Here is a 6,805-nt window from a genome sequence, read left to right on the forward strand (position 1 = left end):
GGAAGAGATTAAAAAATGCCCCAGTTGCATAATGAAGTAACTGGGGCTCCTTATTTCCGCTCAATTTTAAATTATAATTTATTCACAACTAACTTCAATGTACTTCTGTTTTTCTCCTTTTTTATAACACGCCATTAATTATCACACACAATTCTTACCTCGACAAATAGTATATAACTCGAAATACGCTTTAGTTTAACCTCCTGTGAGCCTTTTCACAGGAGGTTTTATACATACATATATTATTTATAATGAATTAGTTCTCCCACTTTCCAAAAAAAGGATGATTGTATTGGAAATGAAAAAACTTCAAGGAATTTATGATGATGTTATTAGTTTAGGGGAAAATTGTTATACCGCTATTCATCTAAAAAAATATAGGCTGCGGAAATATTCAGGTCCTCTAGATTGGTTTGAATCACCGAATCTTTCTTCTATCAACACATTATTGAAAAATAATTTTATAGACTTTATGGATTTAAAAAACATGCACGCAATGCAGGAACAAAATATTGTGTTTAATGATGGTGTGATACAACCTGTTTTTTCTCATATTATAAAAGACACAAAATATAACGTAACATCTTATCATGATTTCCCTGTTGTTCCAAATGAAGATTGGTTCATCACATACCATGATTTTAAACAAAAATTAGATCGAAGAATTGATAACTTTTACGAAAAAATTCATCATTCACAATCCATTTTATTTGTTAGATGGGGCGGAAACTTGACTGAAGCACTAGAATTACAAACCGTTTTATCAAATATTGTTAAAAATAATTTTAAGATTCTTTTACTCTATCCAACAGGACTTGAAAATGAAATAAACGAATTAGAATGGGGGCTTGATCATGTTTTCCCTATTCAAGTTTCAAGTAATTATCAAAATAAAAGAACTTGGTATATCCTCTTAAAAGATATACACTTAAACTCAAAATAATAGTAGAAACTACGACTTTACAATCAATATTTTTTGTTTGCACTTTATATAAATTGATATGTCTCCATCTTAATTCTAGGAGTAAATTATTGCTTTTTTAATCCCCCCACTCATTCTTTTCTCAAATCCTCCAAAATGGATTTGAGAAATTAGGGAACTATAATGTCGTATGAACATATAGTAAGGGGGATAAAAAGTGGACAATGAGATGAATTACGGAAGTGATTACAAGTTTATTCCAGCAACTTCAATTGAAAGTGGTCATGGCATCGAAGTATTGCCTGATTTGTTTTGCTACACGATTCAAATCGTCAACATATGTTTTGTTGGGAATCCGCATACCGATGATTTTGTTTTAGTTGACGCTGGAATGCCTAAATGTGCAAATGAAATTATCTCTATCGCTGAGGATCGATTTGGTACCAATAGTCGCCCAAAAGCAATTATTTTAACTCACGGCCATTTTGATCATGTTGGAGGAATAATTGAACTCATTAAATATTGGGATGTTCCAGTCTATGCCCATCAAATGGAGATACCGTTTTTGACTGGACAACAAAGCTATCCTGAACCAGATCCAACAGTTGAAGGTGGTATGGTAGCGAAAATGTCTCCCCTGTTCCCTAATGAACCGATTGATTTAGGAAATAGCGTAAAAGCACTACCTACCGATGGAACTGTTCCCCATATGCCAGAGTTTAGATGGATTCATACATCAGGGCATACTCCTGGGCATATTTCATTATTCAGAGAGAAAGACCGAACTTTAATTGCTGGGGACGCTTTTGTTACAGTGAAACAGGAGTATCTGTATAAAGTAATAACTCAAGAACAGGAAATAAGCGGTCCGCCTCGTTATTTAACAACAGACTGGAAAGCAGCTAAAGAATCAGTCATTAAATTAGAAGAATTAAAGCCTCTAGTCGCTATTACTGGACATGGGATACCAATGTCAGGTGAATTGCTATCAACAAGCCTCAAAACACTGGTTCAAGAGTTTGATAAAATTGCTGTACCTGATTACGGAAAATATATAGATAAAAAGATGCATTAAATGCGGAAATACTTTGTTTATTTTTATATTAATGAATCAAAACACCAACGAATATTAAGTTTAATATGAAAAAACACTGTACTTAGGCAACATCTCTATTATAAGAATGGAACTACCCTTTATGAATAAAGCTCGATATTCCGCAAATACTATCCATAGTATAAGCCTGCTTCTTACCCAGGTTGTACTTCTTACCATTAAAGGTTGATTAAAGTGGGTTACGCTATATAGCATAACCCGTTTTTAATGAAATCTTTTATTCCATATACGTTTAAACAATGGAGGAAAATAATGAAACATATTGTTGCTTTATTAATTAAATACACAGCGATAACTGCAGTATTACTTATCGTACTTGGTATCTTTCAAGGCATTTCCATTCCTAGAGTATTACTCATTTCTCTTTTCTTAACAGGAGCTGCCTATTTAATTGGCGATCTCTTCATTTTGCCTAAATACGGAAATATGATTGCTACAATGGCAGATTTTGGCTTAACCTTCTTCGGAATTTGGCTTTTAACATCCTTATTTACTAATTTAGATGCTACTCGTAATATTGGATTTTCTTCATTTATGGCCACATTAATTATTGGCGGAATAGAGGTTTTCTTCCACATTTATATGAAGAGGTTAGTACTGCATAACGACGATGAATTAAGAAATCACAATCATATTCGCCATGATAAATATGCTATGGAAATGTCAGATGAATATATGGATTCTTCCACAATAAATAAATCCAAGCTTGAGGATACATCTAAAAAATAAAAAAGTGGCCAACGCCACTTTTTTATTTTTGTTTATTAAGCTTGATCAGAATTTCTTACATGTAACGGAGGTGGTACTACCCACCCTTTTTTCTTACTTAAACGCAGCAAAGTTACACCTGCTTGCGCCTTTTTCATATGAAATTGTCCGAATAGCATGCCTACATCTTCTCGAAGACATTTTCCCATCACTTGACTACATGTCACAAGTCCAGCTGCTAATCCTGTAGCAACAGCTGCTGCTATTTCAACATCATTAATACGTGCCCCTGGGGGAATGTCTTCGATAGATGCAACTGGTCGTTCTGGAGGAGCAGGTGGTAAAGCTACGCCATTAACCTTTAAAAGAGTTTTTAACTCTTCTATCTCCGAATTCATATCATTTTCAATTAAGCCTTCTAAAAACTTCTTCAAATCTTCATCACCTGTATGATTCATAAACACTTGATGGCTTGCAATTGCACCTTGTGCAGCTAAAAGATAACTCCAAATATCAAATACTTCTCCGTAATGTAACGGTTCATTTTGAGGATTTCCACTTAAAATACCCATCTTTAAATTCCTCCCTTTCGAAAATATCATAATAAATATTGATTTCAATATTGAAACCAAATTTTTAAGTATGCTTTTTCCTGCAAAAGATTTTCTACTATGCATGGAAAACACCTTTCCAACACTGTGTGTTTATTGTTTAGGAAAGTAGTTTACAAATCAAATACTCAAAGATTATGAAAGAAGATTATCGATAATCTTTGAGTGAGAATTCATTTACTATAAGGGTTTGTTTTTATACATATACAAAAGAAATTGATTTACATACCTGCTATATTGTATGCCCATTTACTTAGCGGTTAGCTCTACCACCAAGTTGTTGTTCAGCCATTGCTACTAAACGTTTTGTAATTTCACCACCAACAGATCCGTTTGAACGAGCTGTTGTATCTCCACCAAGTTGTACACCAAACTCTTGTGCAATTTCATATTTCATTTGATCAAGAGCCTGTTCAGCGCCTCGAACTAATAATTCATTACGATTTCCACTATTATTGTTTGCCATATTATTTCACCTCCGATGTTTTTAATATGTTACAAATTATGAAATAATAATTATCCTTTTTATGGAAATTTTATTGTGAATAAATATTGAGTTTCTTCTTAAAATAGAGCAAAAGACATAAGAAAGAAGAGTTGCTATAACGTACTTTCATAACAACAATATGTGTAAATTTCTCTTTACTAAAGATTTCTGTTTTGCCAAGAGATACATATAAATTATGAAAAATGATTTCTAAGGAGATATGAGATGAAAGCTGTAACCTATCAAGGACCAAACCAAGTACAAGTTAAACAAGTTGATGATGCAAAGTTAGAGAAAAAAGATGATATTATTGTAAGGATTACTTCAACCGCTATTTGCGGTTCTGATTTACATTTATATCAAGGTAACATGCCCTTACCTCAAGGATACATTATCGGCCATGAACCAATGGGAATCGTTGAAGAAGTCGGGCCAGATGTCACTAAAGTGAAAAAAGGCGATCGTGTTGTCATCCCCTTCAACGTTTCTTGTGGACATTGTTTCTATTGCCAACATGAAATGGAAAGTCAATGTGATAACTCAAACCCTCATTACGATTCTGGTGGATACTTTGGTTATACGGAGAAATTTGGTAATCATCCAGGCGGACAAGCAGAATATTTAAAAGTTCCATTTGGAAATTTTACTCCATTTGTTATACCGGAATCATGCGAGCTTGAAGATGAATCCCTACTATTTTTATCAGATGTTTTACCTACAGCCTATTGGAGTGTAATAAATGCAGGCGTTAAGCCAGGTGATACTGTTATCGTCCTTGGTTGTGGACCTGTTGGATTAATGACACAAAAATTTGCTTGGATGCAAGGCGCTAAACGTGTAATTGCAGTGGATTACTTAGATTATCGGATGAATTATGCAAAAAAGATTAACAACGTTGAGGTATTTGAGTTTACAAAATTTCCAGATATGGGAGAACATTTAAAGGAAATTACACATGGCGGTGCCGATGTAGTCATTGATTGCGTGGGAATGGATGGAAAGAAATCGCCACTAGAATTTCTGGAACAAAAATTGAAATTACAAGGCGGAACTCTCGGCCCTATTCAAATTGCTACAAAAGCTGTAAGAAAATATGGAACGGTTCAAATGACTGGCGTTTATGGTGGCAATTATAATGCATTTCCACTCGGAGCATTTTGGGTTAGAAATATTAATCTTAAAATGGGACAAGCACCTGTCATTCATTTTATGCCAGAACTATTTGAAAAAATAACAAATAAAGAATTTGATCCAAAAGAGATTATTACACACAAAATCCCCCTTGAAGAAGCGAGCTACGGTTATCAAATTTTTAATAATCGTGAAGATGATTGTATAAAAGTCATTTTGAAACCTTGAAGATACAATTTGTTATTCTTTATAAAAAGGTAAGATTGCACTCCATAATCTTATCTTTTTTTATTACATGCTAAGTAGCTATTCCCTCACTTTCATCTCACATCGAAAAGAGTTATTTCAAAAGACTTTGCATTTTAAGGTAACGATTTATTGGTAAAAAAATGAATTTAAGTATTAAGTAACCAACTAGCGGACACGATAACAATGTTAACTAACTTAAAAAGAGGTGTCCTTCATGTTTTATTATAAAGAAGAAATAATTAATATGATTAAGCCGGATAAACCAGACCCAGCTGCCGCAAAAGTTTTACAAGAAATATTAGGCGGGCATTATGGTGAAATGCGTACAATGATGCAATATTTCTTCCAAAGCTCAAATTTTAGAGGCAAAGAGAAGCAATATCGCGATTTACTTCGAGGTGTTTTTTTAGAGGAAATAAGCCATGTAGAACTTGTACAACATACAATTAATCAACTATTAACTGGATCTGGTGAACCTACGCCAGGAAATGCTGGTATTGACAACGCACCACTTGATGAAGCGGTTAAACATGCAAATCCTCACCACTTTATTGTAGGTGCTCAAAGTTCATTGCCTGTTGATGCAGCTGGCAACCCATGGAATGGATCTTGGGTATATAGTCATGGGAATTTAATTAGCGATTTATTAGATAACGTAGTACTTGAATCTACAGGTGTACTTCAAAAAACTAGAATTTATGAAATGAGTTCCAATCAAACTTTTAGAGAAACACTTGCATTTTTAATTGTACGTGATAATGCACATCAAAATGCTTTCGCAAAAGCTTTAGAAACATTAGGCGTTGAATGGGGGAAACTCTTCCCTGTGCCGAACTATGATATTAATAAATACCCAGAGTGCAGAAAGTATGTAGACATGGGATTCCATAACGCACAATTTAATTTTAGTTTAGATCCAACAAGAATGGGGGAAATATTCCAAGGTGAATCTCCAAGTAGAAATAAAGGAACATTAACAGTAACTGACCCACCAAAAGGTTTTCCTGTACCAGAACTTCCTGAAATGCCAAATGAGCATAGTCCCGGATTAAAAGATATGGATCTTTAAGATCATTATGGCCAACTATTTATTCGTGGTTGGCCATAGCTCTTTATAAAGATTCATGTAAGCTTGTTGTTAATATGATAGGATGTTTTAAATAAATCCTCTTTATTTAAAAGTGATGTTAATTATAATTCTGCTCCTCTTAATGTCGTTTCTAATGAAGCATTAGAAGCTACTCATAACATCCCTACCTCTATTCACATATAGCATCCCTATATTGAAAAAAAGAGGAGGGACTTGTCCCCCCTCTTCTTTTAATTTTTCTTTAAAAGAATTGCTCCTGCAATCCCTGGGTGTGTCATTTCGAATGGATCTAGAATTAACTCTAAGTCTTCTTGTGACAATACACCATTTTTCACACAAAGTTCTCGAACAGATTGCCCTGTTGCAATTGCTTCTTTCGCAACGCGAGCTGCTGCTTCATAACCGATATGAGGGTTCACGGCTGTAATAATTCCTACACTTTTCTCAACATACTCTTTTAAGCGATCTTCATTCGCTTCAATTCCTTTTAAGC

At 34.2% G+C, this 6,805-nt stretch carries 8 protein-coding genes; 5 read left to right on the forward strand and 3 right to left on the reverse strand.

Annotated elements, in window-relative coordinates; all coding sequences use genetic code 11:
* The first annotated feature begins 283 nt into the window (after positions 1-283).
* The 3 genes from EBQ15_RS08140 to EBQ15_RS08150 all read left to right on the forward strand — a co-directional run bounded on the left by EBQ15_RS08140 (position 284) and on the right by EBQ15_RS08150 (position 2,765).
* Positions 284-943 (forward strand): DUF1796 family putative cysteine peptidase, encoded by a 660-nt coding sequence (locus EBQ15_RS08140; RefSeq protein WP_002000036.1) that lies wholly within the window; start codon positions 284-286, stop codon positions 941-943.
* A gap of 196 nt (positions 944-1,139) precedes the next feature.
* Positions 1,140-1,997, forward strand: coding sequence for an MBL fold metallo-hydrolase (locus EBQ15_RS08145; RefSeq protein ID WP_000368278.1), 858 nt, complete (start codon positions 1,140-1,142; stop codon positions 1,995-1,997).
* Positions 1,998-2,288: 291 nt separating this feature from the next.
* Positions 2,289-2,765, forward strand: coding sequence for a YndM family protein (locus EBQ15_RS08150; RefSeq protein WP_016118201.1), 477 nt, complete (start codon positions 2,289-2,291; stop codon positions 2,763-2,765).
* 35 nt (positions 2,766-2,800) lie between these two features.
* Here EBQ15_RS08150 and EBQ15_RS08155 read toward each other — a convergent pair whose 3' ends face one another.
* Together EBQ15_RS08155 and sasP are read right to left on the reverse strand one after the other, a co-directional pair.
* On the reverse strand, positions 2,801-3,316 hold the full coding sequence (locus EBQ15_RS08155; RefSeq protein WP_000512125.1) for a DUF3231 family protein: 516 nt from the start codon (positions 3,314-3,316) through the stop codon (positions 2,801-2,803).
* Positions 3,317-3,608: 292 nt separating this feature from the next.
* A complete protein-coding gene (gene sasP, locus EBQ15_RS08160) occupies positions 3,609-3,821 on the reverse strand; it encodes a small acid-soluble spore protein, SasP family (RefSeq protein ID WP_000002834.1) in 213 nt (70 codons plus the stop codon).
* Positions 3,822-4,067: 246 nt separating this feature from the next.
* Here sasP and EBQ15_RS08165 point away from each other — a divergent pair, with 246 nt between their 5' ends.
* The gene (locus EBQ15_RS08165; protein WP_000649092.1) at positions 4,068-5,201 is read left to right on the forward strand and encodes a zinc-dependent alcohol dehydrogenase; all 1,134 of its coding nucleotides are present in this window, start codon (positions 4,068-4,070) and stop codon (positions 5,199-5,201) included.
* A gap of 235 nt (positions 5,202-5,436) precedes the next feature.
* Positions 5,437-6,291, forward strand: a complete 855-nt coding sequence (locus EBQ15_RS08170; protein ID WP_033693035.1) for a manganese catalase family protein — start codon at positions 5,437-5,439, stop codon at positions 6,289-6,291.
* Between the two features lie 251 nt (positions 6,292-6,542).
* Here the strand turns inward: EBQ15_RS08170 and EBQ15_RS08175 are convergent.
* The coding region (locus EBQ15_RS08175; protein WP_118043540.1) for an aspartate ammonia-lyase at positions 6,543-6,805 on the reverse strand (263 nt) is incomplete at its 5' end.

It is taken from the genome of Bacillus sp. 2D03, from assembly GCF_003946765.1.
Lineage (GTDB): Bacteria > Bacillota > Bacilli > Bacillales > Bacillaceae_G > Bacillus_A > Bacillus_A cereus.